Origin of the sequence: Streptococcus mitis, from assembly GCF_002096755.1 — a bacterium.
Taxonomy (GTDB): Bacteria; Bacillota; Bacilli; order Lactobacillales; family Streptococcaceae; genus Streptococcus; species Streptococcus mitis_AC.
In genome coordinates this window covers 50,630-70,771 of record NZ_NCVF01000022.1, presented here as the reverse complement: position 1 = coordinate 70,771, position 20,142 = coordinate 50,630, and the positions used below count along the sequence as shown (strand labels likewise).

25 protein-coding genes are annotated in these 20,142 nt (G+C 40.7%); 2 read left to right on the top strand and 23 right to left on the bottom strand.

The genetic code is table 11. The features are described from left to right. Positions 1–8: 8 nt before the first annotated feature. The 7 genes from B7700_RS04920 to B7700_RS04890 form a co-directional block, all read right to left on the bottom strand. Positions 9–239: a DUF1146 family protein gene (locus tag B7700_RS04920; protein WP_000250396.1), complete on the bottom strand. Its 231-nt coding sequence runs from the start codon at positions 237–239 to the stop codon at positions 9–11. Positions 240–296: 57 nt separating this feature from the next. Next, the gene (locus B7700_RS04915) at positions 297–1,334 is read right to left on the bottom strand and encodes a SepM family pheromone-processing serine protease (protein WP_045612766.1); all 1,038 of its coding nucleotides are present in this window, start codon (positions 1,332–1,334) and stop codon (positions 297–299) included. Next, the gene (coaD, locus tag B7700_RS04910) at positions 1,318–1,806 is read right to left on the bottom strand and encodes a pantetheine-phosphate adenylyltransferase (RefSeq protein WP_084887480.1); all 489 of its coding nucleotides are present in this window, start codon (positions 1,804–1,806) and stop codon (positions 1,318–1,320) included. The genes B7700_RS04915 and coaD overlap by 17 nt, the downstream gene beginning before the upstream one ends. After that, positions 1,796–2,335, bottom strand: coding sequence for a 16S rRNA (guanine(966)-N(2))-methyltransferase RsmD (rsmD, locus tag B7700_RS04905; protein WP_084887478.1), 540 nt, complete (start codon positions 2,333–2,335; stop codon positions 1,796–1,798). The genes coaD and rsmD overlap by 11 nt, the downstream gene beginning before the upstream one ends. Before the next feature lie 64 nt (positions 2,336–2,399). Further along, the gene (gene asnA / locus B7700_RS04900) at positions 2,400–3,392 is read right to left on the bottom strand and encodes an aspartate--ammonia ligase (protein WP_000748003.1); all 993 of its coding nucleotides are present in this window, start codon (positions 3,390–3,392) and stop codon (positions 2,400–2,402) included. A 111-nt stretch (positions 3,393–3,503) separates the two neighbouring features. Further along, positions 3,504–4,187, bottom strand: coding sequence for a Bax inhibitor-1/YccA family protein (locus B7700_RS04895; RefSeq protein ID WP_084887475.1), 684 nt, complete (start codon positions 4,185–4,187; stop codon positions 3,504–3,506). Positions 4,188–4,241: 54 nt separating this feature from the next. Further along, positions 4,242–4,982: a TrmH family RNA methyltransferase gene (locus B7700_RS04890; protein ID WP_084887473.1), complete on the bottom strand. Its 741-nt coding sequence runs from the start codon at positions 4,980–4,982 to the stop codon at positions 4,242–4,244. Between the two features lie 33 nt (positions 4,983–5,015). On the opposite strand from B7700_RS04890, the gene B7700_RS04885 reads away from it, so the two are divergent. Both B7700_RS04885 and yidC read left to right on the top strand, forming a co-directional pair. Then, positions 5,016–5,294 (top strand): acylphosphatase, encoded by a 279-nt coding sequence (locus B7700_RS04885; RefSeq protein WP_020903085.1) that lies wholly within the window; start codon positions 5,016–5,018, stop codon positions 5,292–5,294. Between the two features lie 77 nt (positions 5,295–5,371). Next, positions 5,372–6,298 (top strand): membrane protein insertase YidC, encoded by a 927-nt coding sequence (gene yidC, locus B7700_RS04880; RefSeq protein WP_078237942.1) that lies wholly within the window; start codon positions 5,372–5,374, stop codon positions 6,296–6,298. A gap of 176 nt (positions 6,299–6,474) precedes the next feature. Here the strand turns inward: yidC and B7700_RS04875 are convergent, their stop codons facing one another. The 16 genes from B7700_RS04875 to B7700_RS04800 form a co-directional block, all read right to left on the bottom strand. Beyond that, positions 6,475–7,563: a sensor histidine kinase gene (locus tag B7700_RS04875; protein ID WP_084887471.1), complete on the bottom strand. Its 1,089-nt coding sequence runs from the start codon at positions 7,561–7,563 to the stop codon at positions 6,475–6,477. Then, a complete protein-coding gene (locus B7700_RS04870; RefSeq protein WP_000323581.1) occupies positions 7,533–8,219 on the bottom strand; it encodes a response regulator transcription factor in 687 nt (228 codons plus the stop codon). Before B7700_RS04870 ends, B7700_RS04875 begins: the two co-directional genes overlap by 31 nt. Before the next feature lie 61 nt (positions 8,220–8,280). Further along, complete coding sequence (locus B7700_RS04865; protein ID WP_049516002.1) at positions 8,281–9,000, bottom strand: hypothetical protein; 720 nt, start codon at positions 8,998–9,000, stop codon at positions 8,281–8,283. Position 9,001: 1 nt separating this feature from the next. Then, positions 9,002–9,787, bottom strand: a complete 786-nt coding sequence (locus B7700_RS04860; protein ID WP_084887469.1) for an ABC transporter permease — start codon at positions 9,785–9,787, stop codon at positions 9,002–9,004. 1 nt (position 9,788) lies between these two features. Further along, on the bottom strand, positions 9,789–10,499 hold the full coding sequence (locus B7700_RS04855) for an ABC transporter ATP-binding protein (protein ID WP_084887467.1): 711 nt from the start codon (positions 10,497–10,499) through the stop codon (positions 9,789–9,791). 168 nt (positions 10,500–10,667) lie between these two features. Next, positions 10,668–11,462 carry a pyruvate formate-lyase-activating protein gene (gene pflA / locus B7700_RS04850; protein ID WP_001288286.1) on the bottom strand — a complete coding sequence of 265 codons (795 nt, stop codon included), beginning with the start codon at positions 11,460–11,462 and terminating at the stop codon, positions 10,668–10,670. A gap of 125 nt (positions 11,463–11,587) precedes the next feature. After that, positions 11,588–12,838, bottom strand: coding sequence for a diaminopimelate decarboxylase (locus tag B7700_RS04845; protein ID WP_084887465.1), 1,251 nt, complete (start codon positions 12,836–12,838; stop codon positions 11,588–11,590). A 66-nt stretch (positions 12,839–12,904) separates the two neighbouring features. After that, positions 12,905–13,729, bottom strand: a complete 825-nt coding sequence (purR, locus tag B7700_RS04840; protein ID WP_084887463.1) for a pur operon repressor — start codon at positions 13,727–13,729, stop codon at positions 12,905–12,907. A gap of 105 nt (positions 13,730–13,834) precedes the next feature. Then, positions 13,835–14,776, bottom strand: a complete 942-nt coding sequence (locus B7700_RS04835; RefSeq protein ID WP_084887461.1) for a 3'-5' exoribonuclease YhaM family protein — start codon at positions 14,774–14,776, stop codon at positions 13,835–13,837. Beyond that, positions 14,766–16,022 carry a DNA recombination protein RmuC gene (locus B7700_RS04830; protein WP_192851951.1) on the bottom strand — a complete coding sequence of 419 codons (1,257 nt, stop codon included), beginning with the start codon at positions 16,020–16,022 and terminating at the stop codon, positions 14,766–14,768. Before B7700_RS04830 ends, B7700_RS04835 begins: the two co-directional genes overlap by 11 nt. Before the next feature lies 1 nt (position 16,023). After that, positions 16,024–16,686, bottom strand: coding sequence for a thiamine diphosphokinase (locus tag B7700_RS04825; protein WP_084887457.1), 663 nt, complete (start codon positions 16,684–16,686; stop codon positions 16,024–16,026). After that, on the bottom strand, positions 16,649–17,305 hold the full coding sequence (rpe, locus tag B7700_RS04820) for a ribulose-phosphate 3-epimerase (protein ID WP_084887455.1): 657 nt from the start codon (positions 17,303–17,305) through the stop codon (positions 16,649–16,651). Before rpe ends, B7700_RS04825 begins: the two co-directional genes overlap by 38 nt. A gap of 10 nt (positions 17,306–17,315) precedes the next feature. Beyond that, positions 17,316–18,194, bottom strand: a complete 879-nt coding sequence (rsgA, locus tag B7700_RS04815; protein WP_084887453.1) for a ribosome small subunit-dependent GTPase A — start codon at positions 18,192–18,194, stop codon at positions 17,316–17,318. Between the two features lies 1 nt (position 18,195). Continuing rightward, positions 18,196–19,068 carry a 16S rRNA (adenine(1518)-N(6)/adenine(1519)-N(6))-dimethyltransferase RsmA gene (gene rsmA, locus B7700_RS04810; RefSeq protein ID WP_070480171.1) on the bottom strand — a complete coding sequence of 291 codons (873 nt, stop codon included), beginning with the start codon at positions 19,066–19,068 and terminating at the stop codon, positions 18,196–18,198. Between the two features lie 130 nt (positions 19,069–19,198). Beyond that, on the bottom strand, positions 19,199–19,507 hold the full coding sequence (locus tag B7700_RS04805; protein ID WP_000333261.1) for a hypothetical protein: 309 nt from the start codon (positions 19,505–19,507) through the stop codon (positions 19,199–19,201). Continuing rightward, positions 19,500–20,141: an ABC transporter ATP-binding protein gene (locus tag B7700_RS04800; RefSeq protein ID WP_084887451.1), complete on the bottom strand. Its 642-nt coding sequence runs from the start codon at positions 20,139–20,141 to the stop codon at positions 19,500–19,502. The genes B7700_RS04805 and B7700_RS04800 overlap by 8 nt, the downstream gene beginning before the upstream one ends. Position 20,142: the final 1 nt, after the last annotated feature.

Here is a 20,142-nt window from a genome sequence, read left to right as displayed (position 1 = left end):
ATTTGATTTTATAATAATCCTCTAAGCGCTTCTTGCCACAACTGATACAGGCTGATAAAGAAAGAACTCATGATGTAGCCCATTACAATGCTGAAAAAAGCTACTAGTAAACGAACTTTTCCTGTATTCTCAGTTGTCACTTTTAAAACCTTTTCCCATCTAACAAGATCCTTTAAAAGGTAAAAACTCACATAAATAAAGAGCATGTGACTGCTTAGAGTGAATAATAATTGAACCATTTGACTATTATACCATCTTCTCTGTTTGTGCGCTAGTTTGGAAACTTCACTTAAAAACTAGGGATTGTTTTTCAAGTAATCAATTGCATCTTGTAGGGTTTTAACTGGCACGATTTTCATATCTGTCTTGATTGTTTTAGCTGCTTCCAGGGCTGTTTGGTAGTTGTTTTTAGCATCAGGATGTGCTTTTTGTTCTTCTTCGCTAACAGGGTTATCAGGGGCAAAGAAAATCGCGGCACCTTCTCTAGCCGAAGCTACAACTTTTTTATCAATACCTCCAATATCCCCCACATTCCCATCGCGGTCAATGGTTCCTGTACCAGCAACGATACGACCATTACGAAGGCCAGGGTCAGCTATTTGGGTATAGATGGCCAGACTAAACATGAGACCAGCACTTGGTCCGCCGATACCAGCTGTTGAAAAGCGAATTGGGACATCACTGATCACTTCCGTACGGTCAATCAAACCGATTCCAATTCCATTTTTGCCATTTTCTAGAGTAATGATTTTTCCTTCTGCAGACTTGGTTTGCCCATCCTCTTCATAGGTCACTTTAACTGAGTCCCCTAGTTTTTGAGAATTGACGTAATCAATCAAGTCTTTGGAACTGTCAAAGGTTTGATCATTGACTGCTGTGACCGTATCAGAGATGTTGAGAATCCCTTTAAAGGTCGAATTATCCGTCACAGTCAAAACATAAACCCCAAGATATTTTAGTTCAATATCCTTACCAGCTGTTTTTAGCCCTTGATACTTGGCCATATTTTGCGATGTTTGCATGTAGAATTGATTAATCCGCATAAATTCAACATCAGAAGAGCCACCTGTAGTCTCTTGGGCACTACGAATATCTGTAAAAGGCGTCAACCACGCATAAATCATATGGGCTAAAGTAGCGTGCTGGACACCAACCGTAACAAATTGATAGGCACCAGCTTCCTTATCTTCTGTGTCATTGACTTTAAGGACTTGGCGAATATCTTCCGAACCACCTGGAACTTCTATATAGTAGGGCAAGGGCACTACAAATGCCAAGAAAGTCACAATTAAGGCCGCAATGACATATAAGGGCCATCTAATCTTTTTTTTCATTTCTTATTTCCTCCAAAATACTATCAGGAACATAGCAGGCAATATCCTGACCAAACTTCAAAAGCTCTCTAACACCTGATGAACTGATATAGAGATGTTCAGGTCGGCTATGTAAATAAATGGTCTCTATATTAGGAGACAGCTGATGGTTGTAGTAATCAAAACTGGCTTCATATTGCAAATCCGCTGCATTCCTCAACCCCCGCACTAGACAAGTAGCCCCCAGTCTTTTTGCAACATCAACCACCAATTCATCATGAGAAGACACAACTTCAACATTTTCCAAATGTTTCAAAGCCATTTCTAGCCCTCGTTTACGATTTTCGATAGGGAGAAATCCTTGTTTGTGAGGATTAAAAAAAATACCCACATAGAGCTTATCAAAGAGTTTGCTAGCCCGTTCAATGATATCCAGATGCCCGTTTGTCATCGGATCAAATGAGCCTGTGAATAAGCCAATCTTATCTGACATAGACTGTCACCTTACTAATTCCATAAATCTTTTCCTTCCAGATGCCCAGGCAGGCAATTTCTTCTGGAAGTTCAACGGCCTTATCTGTCTCACACACGACCATGACATCTTCAGAAAAAAGCTCTTTCTCAGCCATTTTTTCAATATCTGCTACGATTTGTTCCTTGGCATAAGGAGGGTCTAAGAAAATGAGGTCAAATTCCCCAGATATCTGTTCCAAGGCTCGTTCCGCATCCATCTTGAGGAGTTGAAATTTTCCAACTTCCTTGGTCATCTGAATATTTTCAGCCACGATGGTCTGAGCCTTACGGTCTCGCTCCACCAAAACAGCGCTGGACATGCCACGCGAGACTGCCTCGATAGATAAACCACCACTACCTGCATAAAGGTCCAAGACTCGTCCCCCTTCAAAGTAGGGACCAATCATATTAAAAATAGCTCCCCTAACCTTATCCGAAGTGGGTCTTGTCGTCTTTCCTTCTAGTGTCTTGAGGGGACGCCCCCCATAGATTCCTGATACGATTTTCATACCGTTTATTATACCAAATTATGGGCAAAAAGAGAAAGAAAACCGAACCTTGCGGTTCGATTCTCTACAAAATATTTTCGTAAGTATCGCGGACTTCTTGAGGCCAAACACTTGTTTGCACTTCTCCGATGTGTTTCTTGCGAAGTAGGAACATGGCCATCCGAGATTGTCCAATTCCTCCACCGATTGTCAATGGGAATAGGCCATTCAACAAAGCCTTGTGCCATTCCAATTCTAAACGGTCTTCATCACCTGTAATGGCAACCTGACGGCGAAGCGTTTCTTCATCAACACGAATCCCCATAGAGGACAATTCAAAGGCTCCACCTAAAGACTCATTCCAGACAAGAATATCTCCATTCAGACCCTTGTAACCATTTTCAGACTCACTTGTCCAGTCATCGTAGTCTGGCGCACGTCCATCGTGCGGTTTACCGTCTGGCAATTCACCACCGATACCAATCAAGAAGACTGCTCCAAATTCTTTACAGATAGCATTTTCACGCTCTTTTGGTGTCAAATCTGGGTAGCGTTCTACCAACTCTTCTGTGTGGATAAAAGTGATTTGTTTTGGCAAGATTGATTCAATGTCATAGCGGGCTTCAACAGCTAGCTCAGTAAGGCGAATAGCCTTGTAAATCTTCTCAACTGTTTCTTTTAGATAAGCGATATTCCGTTTACCATTTGGGATAACTTTCTCCCAGTCCCACTGGTCAACATAAACAGAGTGGGTCGCATCCAGCGAATCTTCGTCTGGACGAAGGGCCTTCATGTGGACGAAGAGACCCTCACCCTCACCGAAACCAAAGCGAGCCAAGGTATGGCGTTTCCATTTAGCAAGGGAGTGCACCACTTCATAAGTAGCATCAGGGATTTGGAGAACCTTGACTGATACGGCATTCTCCACACCTGATAAATTATCCTGCATCCCGTCACCGACCCTGCTCAAGATAGGACCTTGAACTTCGACAACTTCTAACTTATCTTTCAAATACTGGGTAAAAGTGTTTTTGACAAAGGAAATTTCTTCTTGTTGATGGATAAAACTTTTCTTCATAAACTACTCCTCAAAAAATTAATTAAAAGCATTATACACCTATTTCCAAGAAAAGAAAAGAGCAAATATAAAAAAATCAGTGCTCCTTCGAACACTGATGTTAGGGACCTTCTAGTCATTGCGACCAAAGATACGTAGAATACTTAGGAAAAGATTGATAAAATCAAGATAGATACTGAGAGCCATTGACACAACCCAACCTGTCGCTACACGACCTTGTGATTGCTCATAGGCATAGCGAATTTTTTGGTTGTCCCAAGCAATCAAACCTGAGAAAACCAAGACCATGGCAATACTAATCATGTAGTCAAAGAAGCTATTGGCTAAAAATAGATTCACAACCATAGCAATGATGAGACCAACAAGCGCCGCCATCAAAGCTCGGCCCATTCCACTCAAATCTTTCTTAGTGAAAATTCCGATTGCCGCCATGATAAAGAAGAGAAGGGCACTGGATACAAAGGCTGATAAGACGGTCCCAGGTGTATAGAAGGCTACGACAAAGCTGAGCGTAAAGCCATTTAAAACAGAATAAACTAAAAATACTGGGAGAGCTGCTGGGCTATTTTTGGCAGCCATACTACTTGCAACAAAGACCAGAGCAAGTTCTGCAAAAGTTGCAATCATCAACCAGAGACGGCCATGCATTAAAAAGTAGACCAATTGGGACTGAAAGACTGTCAACATCAAAGCTGACACGAGAGCCGATAGACCTATTCCAAGTCCCACAAAGGCGTAAACCTTAGCGTAAAATTGATTGAGACCTGAACGTTCTTGAATAATCGTTTGATTCATTCTGATTCTCCTTTTTCTATAAATATGTCTTGATTATAACAAAGATTTTATAAATTAGCTGAAATAAAACATCAAAATGCCTGCTGCAACTGCCACGTTGAGACTTTCCGCTCGACCTTTCATGCCTATATGAATCAGCTGGTCAGCACTCTCAGCCATGATATGACTAATCCCCTGTCCTTCATTTCCCATAACTAAAGCAAAGTTTTCTAAGGGAGAAAGCTCACGATAATCCTTTGAATCTCTCGATAAGGTCGTTGCCAGAATAGGCAAATTGCTCTTCTTTGCCTCCTCTACAAAGGTGGCAAGAGGCATACGATAGATAGGCAAGTGAAAATGACTTCCTTGCATGGAACGCAGGGTCTTGAGACTGTAGATATCTGCCGACTTATCTGAAACAATCACTCCAGTAAAACCTGCTGCATCCGCCGTTCGAATCATGGTACCCACATTGCCAGGATCTTGGACATCTTCTAAAAATAGAAACTTACCCTGATGGAGATCAGGCAGTCCCACTTCCTCTTTTTGAATCACTGCAATAATCCCTTGAGGAGTTTGCGTATCTGCCAAATCCCGCAAAATCTCCTCTGAAACCCAGATAGTTTGAGGAAAAGCAGCTAGCTGATCTCGGTAACTTTCTAGGGCAAAGATTTTCTCAATCGTCACCCCAGCTTGCACAGCTTCTTCAAACAAGTGCCAGCCTTCAATCAAATAGGCAGACTTGCGGTATTTTTTTTGGTGTAATTTCTTGGCATTTTTTACCACAGAATTGGCTTTTGAGGTTATAATAGTCATAGAAATATTATAACACAATCAAAGGGGTTTGGTATGCAAAAGGTTAGAATGATTGCCCAAGGTAGGGTACAGGGAGTCGGCTTTCGTTGGGGTGTTTACAGCCTGGCTCTTGAAATCGGTGGCATCACAGGTCGGGTATGGAATAACGACGATGGCACAGTGGAAATATTAGCCCAAGCAGACTCATCTGCTATCATGGCAAAATTTATCCAAGAAATCCGCAAAGGACCCACACCTTTTTCAAAAGTCAGCTACTTAGATGTCCAACTGAGCAACTTTCCTCCCTACCCTGACTTTAAAATCGCAAATTAGGTCTCTAGAACTATTGTATATTTTGTAAAAAAACAGTAGAATAGAAAGGTATAATTTTTAAAGAAGGAATAAAAACAGTGAAATCTATTAAACGTTTTGCACTCTCAGCTATGGGAGTGGCTATGTTGCTAGTCTTGACTGGTTGCGTTCAGATTGATAAAGCAACAGGTAAGCCAATTGGTCCCGTTTGGGATTTCTTGGGTGCTCCGATGGGAGAAGCTATCAAGTACTTCGCTACTGATAAAGGTCTAGGCTTCGGTGTCGCTATCATCATCGTAACTATTATCGTTCGCTTGATTATCTTGCCACTTGGTATCTACCAATCATGGAAGGCAACGCTTCACTCTGAAAAGATGAACGCCCTCAAGCACGTCCTTGAGCCACACCAAACACGTCTCAAGGAAGCAACAACTCAAGAAGAAAAACTCGAAGCCCAACAAGCTCTCTTTGCTGCTCAAAAAGAGCACGGCATCAGCATGTTTGGTGGTGTAGGATGTTTCCCTATCCTCCTTCAAATGCCTTTCTTCTCTGCAATTTACTTTGCTGCCCAACATACTGAAGGTGTTGCTCAAGCAAGTTACCTAGGAATTCCTCTAGGCTCTCCAAGTATGATTTTAGCTGCCTGCGCTGGTGTCCTTTACTATCTTCAATCACTCCTTTCACTTCACGGAGTAGAAGATGAAACGCAAAGAGAACAAATCAAGAAAATGGCTTACGTGAGCCCAATCACGATTGTTGTCTTCTCCCTCATTTCACCAGCCAGTGTCACACTTTACTGGGTTGTCGGTGGTTTCATGATGATTCTCCAACAGTTTATCGTCAACTATATCGTCCGTCCAAAACTTCGCAAAAAAGTCCGTGAAGAACTAGCCAAGAACCCACCAAAAGCACGTGCTTTCTCTACACCAAGTGGACGAAAAGACGTTACCCCTGAACAACCAACTGCTATCACAAGCAAGAAAAAACACAAAAATCGCAACGCTGGAAAACAACGTTCGAGATAAAGCTACGTAAATTATCCAATAATTAAAAAACGAATGAATGATAAATAGTTTTCATCAACTAGATATCATCATTCGTTTTTATTATCTACCGTTACATCTTATACTAGTCGAAAAAGTTAAATAGTTTAAAAGCTCACATATAAAAACTATTCAATCATAAATTAACAAGTAAATCACTATGATTTAATACAATTCACAGTTATTAAAACTTCTGCTCCCTCGTCTCTATTTCTAAGCTCAACTCGGCCTTTGTGTAGTTTTGCAACTCTACATACAAAACTTAGTCCAATACCATAATGTTGCTCTTTATACGATCTAGCTTTATCCATACGATAAAAGAGCTTTCCAAAATTAGTTAAAACTTCCTCTGGAAATTCCGAACCATTATTCCATATACCTATTTTCAATTCCTTCCCCTCTTGCTCTACTCTAATTTTAATTTTAGGATTCTGTTTATCAGCGTATTCCAAAGCATTTGTTAAAATATTTTGTATGGCACGAATCAGAAGAGATTGATTTATATAATAGTTTTCAGTTCCTTTCACATTTTGTTCAAAAGAAAACTTCATCTGATTTTTTATCAAAAAAGAGACTTCTTTCTCTAATTCATTGATAAAATCTGAAGAGGAATACTCCGTCCAACCTGTCTCATCATCATAATAGGTTTTAGAATAGTGAATCAATTGATTGAAATAATCTAGTAACTGTTGACTAGCTCTTTCTATATCTGCTAAGCATTCTTGAGATTGGTCGTTTTCAGTTATCGTCTGCAAAAATTCCACATTTCCCCTAATAATGGTTAAGGGAGTTTTTAAATCATGAGAAGCTGCTGAAACCTGAAACATCAAATCTTCCTTCTGCTGTTTCTCATTAACTATTAATTGTCGAATTCTATCTTGCATCACAATAATCCGATTTCCTGTCTCGCGAAATTCTTTAACCGTTAAACTTTCTGTACATTCCTTCTTCAACCACATACTATTTTCATAAATCAAAGTCATTTCATAACTCAGTTTTTTCAACAATTTTCCAATGTGATAACTTATTAGAACAATCAATAAAACACAAAGATATATCCATGATGACACATTAAAAAAGATTGATAGAACACCACTATTGTTTAAAGTTTTCCCATCTTCATTTATTTGTATAGATACTGAAGCTAAGGGAATAAGATAGGCCATTAGTAAGCCAAGACTAAACTGCCAAATAATTCTCCAACAGGTTTCTCGAATTAATTGTCTAAAACTTTTGATTCTACCCATTGATATCCTCCACCGTATAAGGTTTTAATTGGATTTAATTGATAAGGTTTCAACTTTTGACGAATTTGATAAATGTACTCTGAAACCGAACGTAAGAGCGCTTCTGAACTTTGTGGATATAGATAATTATAAATTTCCTCAATAGAATATATTTTACTTGGGTTGCTTGCCAAAAGATTCACTATGTCAAATTCCCTCCTTGTCAGAGCAATCTTATCATCGTTTACAAATAGTTCCTTACTATCCGTATATAGTATAAGCTTCCCAATCTTTATTTGATGAACATTTCCTTTAATCCGTTCTTCACGACGTAAGTGCATTTTAACACGTGCTAACAATTCTTGCATACTAAAGGGCTTCATAATATAATCATCAGCACCTGCATTAATTCCAGCTACTAAATCTTCATCCATATCCTTAGCAGTTATAAAACAGATAGGAACAGTTATCTGTTCGCGAATCATCTGACAGATCTCTAAACCACTAACAGGCATCATAATATCTAATAGAATCAAGTCAAAGCCTGTAAAATCACAAAGATCAATCTCTTCTATCTTATTTCGTATGACTACTTCATATTTTTCATATTCTAGTACTTTTTTTATTAGACGAAGAATAGCGAGATCATCATCTACCACCAAAATTTTATAAGCCATAACTCACCCTCCTAACTATATTATAGCACTAACCGAGAAAAAGACAGGATATCCCCTGTCTCTAGCGTACATTTCTTCCTATAAGTATCAGTGTAGCAAATAGAAAAACAATTAATAACCAAACTATTTGTATCCCTAAGCCTTGCCACACTGGATAATAAAGCGACAAGGGATGGGTATAAAAACAATTCATACTAGCTAGTAATGGTAAATTTCTAAAAAAAGAACTGAATTGTAGTAACATTTGTCCCAACCCCAATAAAAGGGATAAACTGATTCCCAAAATTAAGATAAAAGACTGGGAAATAAATACAAAAATACCACTTAAAAGAGAGAAGGTTAGAATAGAAATACATGCTGGAAATAGGATTGTCAGAACATGTTTAATATTACTCAAAAGATTGATATTGTAGTATCCTTGGGCGATTAGTATACATAATGATATTACAGCGACCAATAATACAATTTCCACACATAATACAATAGCTAGTTTACAGATTATAAATTTCAAACGATTTGGACATGTAAGAAAACTGGTACGAAGGCTAGAACCTGTAAATTCTTGACCTATAAATAGAACCGCTAGACTAACGAAACCTGCCTGTCCTAAATAGAGACTTTGCAGTAGCTGTTCCAAAACAAACTGTAGAGTCAACTGGTCTGGCTTACTATTTAAAAAAACAACCATCGCCGGAATACACAGTAATAGAGCACCTATAATCAACCAGTGCCAAGGATTCATAATAAACTTGAGATACTCACTTTTAAGTTGTTCTTTCAACTTATTCACCTCCTCCAATATCTGACTTGAGTAAGCGGTAAATTGCTAAAGCCAAGAATGAGAAGTTCCAACAAAGTAAAAATAAAATATGTTGTAAACTATTATGTTCTAAAATTTGAGGAGATGTAGCAATCAATCCTTGCCCCAATGCAACTGGAAGAAATTTTGCAGCCGATATATAGTTTGCTAAGAATGTTCCTAAATTGTAGACTTGAGGAAGCAAAAATAATAGAGGAACAATGGCTGTTTTAAATGTCAAAGCCATAATATAGGCCAGCAGTCCCAACAAAGTCCAAGCTATACTGGCTAAAAATATATAGAACCAAACTCTCCCATTTAGTGAAAAAAGCAATAAGCCATCTTGTCCTAAAACATAATGTGTCATGTTAATCGTAAGGAATATTGATAGAAAGGAAATGAAAAAAGAAAATACAATCCAAACTAATGTTTTTGAAACTAGGAAAGAACTTCGATTTGTAATAGAGAGGAGGCTTGTACGAATAGCAGAGCCTTTATACTCCTCGGCTCCGTAAATTGAGCCTAGGATAATCATAATAAAAACACCAAATAAAGTGACATCAAAACCTAAAAATTCAATAGGAGGTATAGCTTCTGCTAATTCTGGATTTGTCTCTGGTGTAGCATGGATACCAACTGAAACAATTTGAGAAGCACCAATATTTGCTAAAAATGTTTGAAATACCAGTATCAAGAATAGTACAACATGAGTAGCTCTCTTATAAAGTAATTTCAATATTTCAGAATGAAGAGAGAAAATAAGTGCCATATCACTTCCCTCCTTCTGTCAAACTAAAGAAGACTTCTTCTAGTGAAGAAAGATTTTTCATCACTTCTTGTAAAGTCCCTTTTATAAGAACTTTTCCTTTATTTATGATAACTACATCATCTGTTACTGCTTCCACTTCCGATAATATATGAGATGATAGCAAGACTGTTTTCCCTTCTTGAGCTTGTTTTTTTATAAACTCTCTAAACCACCGAATTCCTCTTGGATCCAACCCATTAGTCGGTTCATCCAATATCAGGTACTGAGGATTTCCTAATAGAGCTGTTGCAATTCCCAAGCGTTGTCCTTCTCCTAATGATAATTTCCCAATTTTAGATTTTTTCTTATGACTAATATCCACCATATCCAAGACTTGCTCAATTCGCTGACTGGATATCCCATTACTAGCAGCAACAATTTTCAAATGTTGATAAACAGTCCGATCATCAGGAGCACCTACACTGTCAAATGAAGCTCCTACAGTCTTTAGAGGAAATTTTAATTCCTTATAAGTTTGATCTCCAATTTTGGTAAGACCAGATGTTGCTTTGTCTAATCCTAATAAAATACGTAAGGTTGAACTTTTTCCAGCTCCATTTGGACCCAGGAAAGCAGTCACTCTACCTGCTTTTGCTTCAAAAGAAATATCTTTTAAAATTTGAGTTTGTCCATATGACTTACATAAATTTTTAATGGCAATACTTTGTTCCATAGATGTTCTCCTATTCTATTTAATATTTCTAAAAGTAACTATATCTTACACATTCATTTTCGGATTTTTTTCAGAATTTAGAGAGTAAAAAAGATTTAAAATTTTGTTTCATTTAACTATCTAGATTTGTGTAAACTTAAAAGCCCGATGTTTCCATCAGGCTTCTTTTTATCCATGTACACGTTTCATATAGTCTTGGTAACTTTCGGTATCCATGAGTTTTTTAGCGTTCTTGACGCGGTCTGCTGTCGGTGGTTTAACCCCTTCGAGGGAATAAGGAATTCCCAATTCACGCCATTTGAACTCACCCATAGTGTGATAAGGCAGAATTTCAAACTTATCAACATTTTTGAGGGTCTTGACGAACTTCCCAAGTTCAATCAAGTCATCATCTCTGTCTGTCAATCCTGGAACTAGCACGTGGCGAATCCAGACAGGTTTTCCAATATCTGATAGATACTGGGCACAAGCCAAGATATTTTTATTGGTTTGGCTAGTGACAATCTTGTGCTGTTCTTCGTTGATTTCCTTGATATCCAAGAGAACCAAGTCAGTGACAGCCATGAGTTTGTCAAACTTTTCAAGGTAACGTGGTTTATTACGGAATGGAAGGGCACAGGTATCCAAGGTACAGTGGATTCCGTGTTCTTTGGCCTTGGTAAAGAGAGCAATCAGGAAATCAATCTGCAAGAGGGCTTCTCCTCCACTGACTGTAATCCCACCCTTATTCCCCCAGAAACCGCGGTAACGCAAGGCTTCAGTCAAGACATCATCTACCGTCCGTTCACGTGACTTATTGGACTCCATAGCCCAAGTGTCAGGGTTGTGGCAATACTGGCAACGCATGTGACAGCCCTGCAAAAAGACAATAAAGCGAATACCAGGCCCATCTACTGACCCAAAGCTTTCTGTCGAATGCACCATTCCTGTCACTTGTCCATAATCAATTGTTTCTTCAGACATATCGTTACCTTCCTTGAAAACGTTTTATAGTTTTATTATATCACGACTTGAAAGAAAAACAAGATTTTTGCCTATTTTTTAGAAAGCAATCTGTTTTTCAATTTCATTTTCAATTACTTATCATTTTATTCTTCAAAATCAAAGCCATATAAGGTTGCAAAATAGTCCTCAGGGCGCTCTGCACGGCGGATTTGACGGGCTTTACCTTCTTCGGTATAGAGGATTTCCGCAGAACGAAGTTTAGCGTTGTACTGGTAGCCCATTGAAAAACCGTGGGCACCTGTATCATGAATTACCAGCAAATCACCGATTTCTGTATGAGGCAGTTCGCGATTCACTGCAAATTTATCATTGTTTTCACAGAGTGAACCAACCACATCTACCACTTCAGCTGGTCCATCTGGATGGGTCACGTTAGTAATATGATGGTAAGCTCCGTACATAGCTGGACGCATGAGGTTGACTGCTGATGCATCCACACCCAGATAAGTACGGTAAGTTTTCTTCTTATGAGTGACTCTTGTGACCAAAGCACCGTGAGGTGCCAACATAAAACGACCCAATTCAGTGAAAATCTTGACCTCACCAAGACCTGCTGGCGTAAGGACCTCTTCATACACCTTACGAACTCCCTCACCAATCAAGGCAATATCATTTGGCTCCTGGTCTGGACGATAGTTGACACCAATACCGCCAGAAAGATTGATAAAGTCTAGCGAAATGCCCAACTTTTCCTTGATTTCAACAGCCAATTCAAAAAGCTGACGAGCCAACTCTGGGTAATAGAGATGGGTGACGGTATTGGACGCTAGGAAGGAGTGAATCCCAAAAGTCTTGGCTCCTTTTTCCTTCAAGATGGCAAAAGCTTCAAAGAGCTGGTCCTTGGTCATACCAAACTTGGCTTCTCCAGGATTGTCCATAATATCTGTTCCCAGTTCAAAAACGCCTCCAGGATTGTAACGACAAGAGATAATTTCTGGAATGCCTGCTGCACGCTCTAGATGTTCAATATCTTCAAAGGCATCCAAGTTAATGGTCGCACCCAATTCACGTGCATAGGCGTATTCCTTGTCTGGCGTATTGTTTGAAGAGAACATGATCTCAGAACCAGGGAAATTCAGTTTATGACTCATCAAAAGCTCCACATAACTAGAGCAGTCCACACCGCAACCTTCCTCTTGGAGAATTTTCAAAATAGCTGGAGTTGGAGTAGCCTTAACTGCAAAATATTCCTTAAAGCCCTTGTTCCACGAAAATGCTTGGTTGACGGCTCTTGCCTTTTCACGAATTCCCTTCTCATCATACAAGTGAAAGGGAGTCGGGAACTCGGCAACAATCTTTTCTAAGTCTTCTTTATTGATAAATGGTGTTTTCATAAGTTTCCTTCTATTCTATTTGCAAAGAAAGGCTGGGACAATCGTTCCAACCTTTAGTTCTATCTCTTAATCTTCGTCAAAGATATTGCCAACCTCAACATCGATGGCTTGGTTCTTGACATCAATATTGGTTACCTTCAAGAGTGACTTGTAGTCAAATTGCTTTTCACGTTCTTCTTGGGCATTGTCCGCAAAGACTGCGACACCAGCTAGTTCAGAATCAAACTCACGCAGGAGGCTGATCATCCCGTTGACCGTTCCGCCACCTTTCAAGAAGTCATCCACAATCAAGACACGGCTGCCGGCCTTGAGACTGCGTTTTGAAAGGAACATTTTCTCAATGCGGTCTCCACTTGAACCTGATACATAGTTGACGCTGACAGTTGAACCTTCGGTAATTTTCAAGTCACGGCGCACAATGACAAAAGGAACATTGAGGACATTGGCAACTGCATTTGCAAGTGGAACACCCTTAGTCGCTACTGTCATAACCGCGTCAATTTTTTGGTCCATAAAGCTCTTGGCAATAATGCGTCCAATATTTTTCAAGATAGCTGGTGTGCTAAGCAAATCTGACAAGTAGATATAGCCACCAGGCAAGATACGATCACTTTCTGATAACTTAGCACGCAAGTCCTCAACCATTTCCTTGGCATCATGGCTTGAGATTGATGGTGTGAAAATGACACCTCCACCAGCCCCAGTAACTGTCTGGATGTGGCCGATTTCGATTTCCTCAAAGGCGCGTTTGATAATCACGATATCTTCTGAGATGGATGATTTAGCAGATTCATACTTTTCAGCAAAAGTATTGAGACTAGTTAGTTTATAAGGATTATTAATCAAATAGTTGGAAATGACAACCATCCGATCACTTCTTCTTAATTTCATTTCTATTTCCCATTTCATTTAATTTTGATATTTTATCCATTATACCATATTCACATAAAAAAACGAACATTCTTGCCCTAAAAAATGCTCGTTTTTCTTAAATTATTAATCTAAATCTGGTTTGTAGAAGGAACGATTGTCCATAGCGAAGATTTTATTGGTCATCTCTCCCTTATCCACCAAAGCCAGAGCTGTTGACATCATCATCATGCTAGCATCCAGATTGTCAATCATATGGATAATCTCTGCCTCCATAATACGTGGACGAACCGGGCTTCCGTACTCTAATAAACCGTGGTGACTGAGGATAACGTGGCGGAGCAGAACGACTTCTTCTTTGGTGTCATCGATGCCGAGTTCCATCACTGTCTTGGTAATTTCACTATCAATCAGAGCGATATGTCCAAGGAGATTGCCTCGCACTGTATACTCAGTTTGGTCTGGTCCCGTCAACTCGATAACTTTAGCCAAGTCATGTAGCATAATTCCTGCATAGAGCAGGCTCTTATTAAGTTGAGAATAGATTTCGCTAATGGCATCTGCCAAACGTACCATGGTCGCCGTATGATAGGCCAAGCCTGTTTCAAAGGCATGGTGATTAGTCTTGGCAGCGGGATAGGAGTAAAATTCCTTATCATACTTAGTGTAGAGCTTTCGGACAATCCGTTGCCAAACAGGATTTTCAATTTTGAAAATCATTTGCGACATATAGTCACGGATTTCCTTGACATCAACTGGCGACTTGACCTTGAAATCAGCTGGATCATTGGGTTCACCAGGCTGAGGCAGGCGGAGAGTAATTTGATTGACTTGAGGGGTATTGTTATAAACTTCTCGGCGTCCTTTCATGTGGACAACCTTACCTGCGGTAAAGGCCTCAACGTTATGAGGTTGGGCATCCCAGAGTTTCCCTTCAATCTCGCCACTATCATCTTGGAAGGTAAAAGCTAGGTAGTTTTTCCCAGCGCGAGTTTGTCTCAGGTCAGCTGACTTGATTAGGTAAAAGCCTTCAAACAGCTCATCTTTTTTCATGTGACTAATCTTCATATTCTTCCTCATTTTCTTGGAAATGGAGTAGATCAAGCGCAGGCTCACCTTCTGACAACTCAATGTGACGGAGCGTCCGCTCGATAGCTGTGGTACGACGGTTTAATAATTCATCAATATTGCCAGAGGCATGTTGGAGGTGTTTTTGTGCCTTGACCAGAATGCCACCAAACTTGCCAAACTCGGTCTTGACACTAGCAAGAGTCTTGCTAATATGGTCAGCACTCTTTTGGATATTGAGGGTCTTGAAGCCAACTGATAGGGAATTGAGAAGGGCTGATAAGGTACTTGGACCTGCGACAATAATCTGCTCCTCTCGTCTCAAATCATCAAAGAAGATCGGATTGCGAACAATCTCTGAGTAAAGTCCTTCTGTCGGAACAAACAAGACTCCAAAATTGGTCGTCCGAGGTGGGGCTATGTACTTACTCTTGATATCCTTAGCAAAGCGCTTGACGCTTGCTAGGAGTGACTTACGGCAGCGTTCAATCTCGTCCCTATCACCTGCTTCATAGGCTTCTTCCAAGCGGTAATAATCTGCCAGTGGAAATTTAGAGTCGATTGGTAGGTAGACATATTCCTGGTCGCCCTGTCCAGGTAATTTGATGGCATACTCCACTCGTTCGCTAGAGTTTTCAACTGTTGCGTATTCTCGTTCATACTGGGCTGGTGTCATGATGTCTTCGATGATTTGCCCCAGTTGCAATTCTCCCAGAATTCCTCGCGTCTTGGTTCCAGAGAGAACCTTATTGAGAGCACCAACATCGCGGGCAACTGTCTGCATTTCTCCCAGACCACGATTGACCGACTCCAGTTGCTTGGAAACTGTCTCAAAGGAAGCCTGCAAGCGTGTCTGTAAGGTCTTTTCCAACTTTTCCTCGACCGTCTGGCGCATTTGTTCCAAACGTTGCTCATTTGATTCCTGCAGGGCTTGGAGGCGTTGGTCAGTCTTATCCCTAGTTTGGAGGAGATTGTCTGTCATTTCTTGACGGACTTGGGTCAGACCTTGGTGCAACTCCATTCGCACTTCTTGCAAACGATCGCTGACAGCCACTTCCAAATCTTTTTGATCCAGCTGGCTGGCTTGTCTGGCTTGTTCAAAACGATAATCCAACTGGTCTGACAGATGATCTGCCTGATCCTCCAAGCTCTTGGTCAGATGTTTTTCCTGCTTATCCTGCCTCTGCCAAATCAGAAAGAGACCAGCTAGGTTGGCAATTAATAATAGAACAAGTAAACTTTCCATCTTACCTCCTGTCCTTGCTATGCAAGACAACCACATAGCCATCTGGGCAAGTCACCGAAACTTCCCTATCTATATATTCGTTAGAAGCGTACACTTTTTTAAAGAAAAAATTTTCCTCTGTCAACTCATACTTGGCACCAAGAATGGTCAACTGGCTATCCCGAACTGGCATAAAGGCTAGGTAGTCATAATCTGAACGCGGTTCAAGCTGACTGGTTCCTTCTGGACAATAGGCAATCAAATTTTGCCCATCCTCAATCGCTATCTGACGCATATAGGGGGCCAACTTTGGATTGCTAGGCAGAAAGACGTTAGCCAACATATGGTCAATACGGCCACCCAAAGCACCGAAAATAGTGACTTGAGCCTGAGGATTTTGTTTAAAAATGGTCAAGAGAGCCAATTCCAAATCTGTATCATCTTTTTCTGGTCTCGCTTGGACAAAATGCTGAGCTCGTTTTTTAATCACCTGTCGCTCTTCTGCAGTGACAGAATCAAAATCTCCAACTGCTAGAGCGAGAGGCAGATTTTCTTCCAAGACCCAGAGCGAGCCTCGATCCACACCGACAAAGTAATCAAAATCCGTCCGGTAGTGACCGCGGTCTCCGCCTGCAAAAACGGCAACTCTAGTCCAGTTGTTTTCTGAGAGTTTGTACTCGCTCATTGACATCTCCCTTAAAGACATAGGAACCTGCTACAAAAACAGTCGCACCAGCTTCTTTGGCTTGAGCAATAGTTTGGTCATCAATCCCACCATCGACTTCGATTTCAAAGTTCAAGCCTTTTTCCTCACGAAGGGCAACCAACTCACGAACCTTATCCATAGTTTCAGGTAGAAAGGCTTGTCCCCCAAATCCAGGGTTCACTGTCATGACTAAGACTTGGTCAACTAGGTGAAGCACGTGTTTAATGGCTTCAACAGGCGTACCAGGATTGATAACAACTGAAGGTTTAACACCAAGTGAACGAATCTTTTGGAGGGCTCCGTGGATATGAGACGTTGCTTCAACATGGATGCTGATGATATCCGCACCTGCACGCGCAAAATCCTCTAAATGATGCTCTGGATTAGCTACCATCAAGTGGCAGTCAAAGACCATCTTACTATGAGGACGAAGAGCTGCAACCACACCTGCACCAAAACTAATTTGTGGTACAAAGTGACCATCCATGATATCGATATGGGCATACTCTGCCCCAGTTGCTTCTAGGCGTTTGATTTCACGTTCAAAGTTGGCATAATCTGCTGCCAGAATTGACGGAGCAATCTTGTATTGAGACATAGGCTTCTCCTTATTTTGGAATTTTTTTGCTGACTTTTTTATAGGTTTCTCTGCGATTTTCAATTTCGCTAAGGAATTGCAGGTAGTTGTCAAAACGGAAGGTGGCAATGGCACCTTCTTCAACAGCCGGCTTAACTGCGCAAGATGGTTCATGAGTATGGGTACAAGTGCGGAATTTACAGTCTCGACTAACACTAGCAATCTCTGGGAAAGCCTGATTGAGGTCTTCAGCCGTTGATACTTCATAATCCAGCGATGAGAATCCTGGCGTGTCTGCAATTTTACCCCCATTGAGGTTGTAAAAACTAACAGCTCGAGTAGTATGGCGCCCGCGACCCAGACTGTCTGAGATTTCTCCTGTTTCAAGATTAAGATCCGGTGCGATTTTATTGAGAAGAGTTGATTTTCCAACACCAGTCTGGCCCATAAAGACTGTAACCTTGTCTGTCAACAAGGGCAAAAGTTCTTCCTTACTGGTCACAAGGTCATAGCCGATGTCACCATAAGCCTGTTCATAAAAATCCAGTTCTCCTCTATCTTCCAGCAAGTCCATTTTAGAAATATAGACGATGGGATGGATGCCCTTATGTTCCAAAAGAACCAAGAACCGATCCAGCAAATTGCTGTTGAAGTCCGGTTCCTTGACTGACATGATTACCACAGCTTGGTCAATATTGACAATAGGCGGACGAACCAGACTGTTTTTCCGTTCGTGAATTTTGAGGATATAACCTTCTGAATTTTCCTCAGCAGAGAAATCTACCCAGTCCCCAACATAAGGGGTATGGCCTTTTTTACGGAAATTCCCACGCGCGCGTGTTTGATAAACCTGACCCTCACTCTCCACATAATAGAACCCCGCCAAGGCTTTAATGATTTGTCCCTGCATCTTAGAGTCCTTGCCCTTTAAGCGCATCTGCTAGGCTGGCAAATTCTGCTAAGCTGAGGGCTTCCCCACGCACAGATGGAGATAAGCCTGCCTGATCCAATGCCTTGGTCAGCTTATCCTTTACCTCTTCAGTCTTGCCAAAGTAACCTGTCAAGTTGTTCCACAAGGTCTTACGGCGATGGGTAAAACTAGCCTTGGAAACCTTGAAGAAGAAGTTCTCGTCTTCTACTGCTACGGCTGGCTCTGGACGACGCACCATTTTCAAAATGGCTGAGTCCACATTTGGCGCTGGCACAAAGACTGTACGCGGCACGATGAAGGCAACCCTAGCTGTCATGTAATACTGCACCGCAATCGACAAGCTACCGTAAGCCTTGGTATTAGGTTGGGCTGAGATACGATCTGCCACTTCTTTTTGCATCATGACCACAAACTCACTAAAAGGAATCCCACTCTCGATCAAGTGCATGAGAATAGGCGTCGTGATGTAATAAGGCAAGTTGGCTACTACCTTGATTGGCAAATCAGGATTTTTGAAATTCTGGATATGTTGCGCTAAATCCACTTTGAGAATGTCCTCGTTAACCACGGTCACATTGTCAAAATCACGCAAGGTATCTGCCAAAATCGGCACCAAACGGTGGTCGATCTCAAAGGCCATAACTTGAGCTGCACGCTCAGCCAAAAACTCCGTCAAGGCACCAATCCCTGGCCCGATTTCGATGACATTAACCTGGTCATCAATCTCAGCCGTATCCACGATTTTTTGAAGAATATTGGTATCCGTCAAGAAATTTTGCCCGAAGGACTTTTTAAAGGTAAAACCGTGACGCTCCAGCACTGCCTTGGTCACGCTATAATCTGCAATTCTCATCTATTCTCTTTTCTATTATCTGTTACTACTATTGTAACACATTCCCCTTGTATTTTGGGGGTGAAAATCATACCAAAAAACTATCTTCTCTCATGAAGAAAGATAGTCTTGAAAATCTTTAAAGGTGGACTTAGCGGTTCTCTCGAAACATCCGTTCGAAAAAATCAGCTTCTTTATAACTTCGATTTTCAGGTAGGGTCAAATCTACATCCTCCTCCACGTCGTCCACTGTCAGTTCAACCGTTTGAGGTAAATTTTTCAAACGATAATGCTTTTGCCTTTGCCCTTCAATACTAGCAAAATCAAGCAAATAGCCATTCACTCGGATTTGAACCAAAAGGAGATGATTGGTCATATTTTCCATGATGAGAATATCTTCTAAACCACCTCTGGCACTAGGATAATCAGATACCCTGCGAATACGGATTTTTTCACACATGAGCAAGCTCCCTCATATCAATGATTTCATCAGCCTTATTCCAGACTAGGGGATTATGGGTCGCAATGATGATCATTCGATTTTCATCTTTCAATCCCACCAAGAGATTCATAACCTCCTCTGAATTTTCAGGATCAAGAGCTGCTGTTGGTTCATCTGCCAAAATCAAGGGTGGATTTTTCAAAATAGTCTTCGCAAGGGCAACTCGTTGGGCCTCTCCCCCAGATAAAGTATAAATTTTTTGTTCTAGATCCAAATACCCTAGATTAACCTTTTCTAAAGCCTCCACTTGCCTTTCCAAACGTTCTACTTTTGAAATTTTTTGACCAACAAAGCCCAAATCCAAATTCTCTTTGATTGATTGGTTTTCTAAGAGTCCAAAATTTTGAAAGAGATAGCCCATCTGGTCTCGAAAATACTCACGAGTGGGAATGGTTTTTAAATCTTTCCCCTGATAGAGAACCCTTCCACCATCTATCTTTTCTAGCTTTCCTAAGATATTAAGCAAAGTCGTCTTTCCGCTTCCACTCTTTCCGATTAAGGCATAAACCTTGCCCTTCTCCAACTTGAGATTTAAACCAGAGAAAATCGCGCGGTCATTAAACTTCTTTTCCAATTCTTGAATATCAATCATC